The organism is Nitratidesulfovibrio oxamicus (assembly GCF_015731765.1).
Classification (GTDB): Bacteria; Desulfobacterota; Desulfovibrionia; order Desulfovibrionales; family Desulfovibrionaceae; genus Cupidesulfovibrio; species Cupidesulfovibrio oxamicus.
In genome coordinates this window covers 1-1,915 of the sequence record NZ_VRYY01000457.1, presented here as the reverse complement: position 1 = coordinate 1,915, position 1,915 = coordinate 1, and the positions used below count along the sequence as shown (strand labels likewise).

At 69.1% G+C, this 1,915-nt stretch carries 1 protein-coding gene and 1 pseudogene; one reads left to right on the top strand and one right to left on the bottom strand.

What is annotated here, in order from left to right:
* Positions 1 to 515: pseudogene (locus FVW20_RS13900) on the bottom strand (malate synthase G); the annotation flags it as partial.
* Between the two features lie 482 nt (positions 516 to 997).
* Between FVW20_RS13900 and FVW20_RS13895 the strand changes: the two are divergent.
* Positions 998 to 1,915: MCP four helix bundle domain-containing protein (locus tag FVW20_RS13895; protein ID WP_196610082.1), on the top strand; the 918-nt coding region annotated here is incomplete at its 3' end.

Genomic DNA, 1,915 nt, shown 5'->3' with positions numbered 1-1,915 from the left:
ACCACCAGCGCCCCGCGCGCGGGGTTGTACGCGCCTTCGCGCGGCGCGCCGCCCCGGGCCGGGTCTTCGGAAATCACGTCGGTGCCGTACAGGGCGTCGTACAGGCTGCCCCAGCGGGCGTTGGCGGCGTTCAGGGCGTAGCGGGCATTGGTGATGGGCACCACCAGTTGCGGCCCGGCCACCAGGGCTATTTCCGGGTCCACGCCTTCGGTGGTCACGGCAAAGTCCGGCCCTTCGGGCACCAGGTAGCCGATGGAGCGCAGAAAGGCCTCGTAGGCGACGCCATCGTGCGGCGCACCCCGCCGCTCGCGGTGCCAGGCGTCGATGGCGTCCTGCAGTTCGGCCCGTTTCTCCAGCAGGGCGCGATTCCTGTCGGCCATGGCTTCCACCATGTTCTCGAGGGACGTCCAGAACCTGTCGGGGTCCACGCCGGTGCCCGGCGCGATGTCGCGGACGATGACGTCATACAGCGGCGCTGCGATCTGCAAGCCACCCACCTGAACACGCTGCGTCATGTTGTGCTCCTGTACGTTGGCGGAACGGAACGGATCCGGTACTGGCCGGAAACGGCCATGCGCGGCATGAACCGGCGCAGGCGGACGACAGCCGGGCGGGGCCACAAGCCCCTGCCCGCGCGGGTCCGATGCCGCGCGCGGCAACGCGGACATCTGCCCCATTTTCAAGGATACCCGGCCAGCCCGCCCAATGCAACGCCCCGGCGCTTCCGCCGGGTTCCGCACCAGTGCGTGGGGGGCTGACAGGAAGCGCCACCCGCTTGTGACCCAGGTCACCGACATGCGCGCCGCCCGCACGAATAATGATTGCACGGGCACCGGCATCCGGTGTAGCGTTGCCTTTTGGCGGCATGTCCGCCCACAGCGGAATCATTCGAAAAAAACGGCGCACCGCGCGCCACCACGGCTTCTCCCTCCGCATCCGCGCCACCGCGCCCGCCGGATGGGACACACCATTGCGTACCGCAGCAAGGGGGGCTTTGATGCGTAACGTCAGAATCGGCACCCGTCTCGTTTCCTGCTTCATCTTCGTCGCCTTGCTGTCCATGGGCCTCGGCATCACGGGCTACGTCAGCATGCGCGAGCAATTGGCCGCGCAGACGGAACTGTCCGACGTGTACCTGCCCGGCATAGAGGCGCTGGCCCAGGTGCGCTTCAACCTGCGCAACATTACGGTGGCCCACCGCACCCTGCTCATCCCCGACCTGACCGACCGGGCCCGCCAGTACACGAACCTTGCGGACGCCGTGGCAGCGTACAAATCGAGCATTGCCCGGTACGAGGCCATCGAGCACGGCGCCTCCGAACAGGCCGAATGGCGCGAGTTCCTGAACAGCCTTGCCGTGTTCGAACGCGACATGGCCGATGCCGTCGCCCTCATCGGCGCCTGGGAACGCAACCCCTCGGGCGAGGCGGCCCACGACAAGGCCGCCGCCCTCGTGCTGGGCCCTGCCACCGAGCACAGCCGCGTGCTGTTCAAGGAACTGGGCGACGTCATCTCCGTGAACATGACCACGGCCAAGGCCCAGCAACAGGCCGCCACCCGGACAGCCGCCGGGCGGCGCACGGTGATCTCGGTGCTGATGGTGGCCGTGCCCGTGCTGGCCTTGCTGGCGGGCGTGCTGCTGACCGTCTCCATCGTCAGGCCGCTGCGGCGCGGGGTGGTGTTCGCCTCTGCCGTGGCTTCAGGGCGGCTGGACACCCGGCTGGACATCGACCAGCGCGATGAGGTGGGCCAGTTGGCCGACAGCCTGCGCACCATGGTGGACAACCTGAAGTCCAAGATCGGCGAGGCGGAAGCCGCCACCCGCGATGCCGGGGCAGAGGCGGAACGCGCCCGAGCGGCCATGGCCCAGGCGGAAGAAGCCACCCGCCGCGCCCAGTCGGCCCGGCGCGAGGGC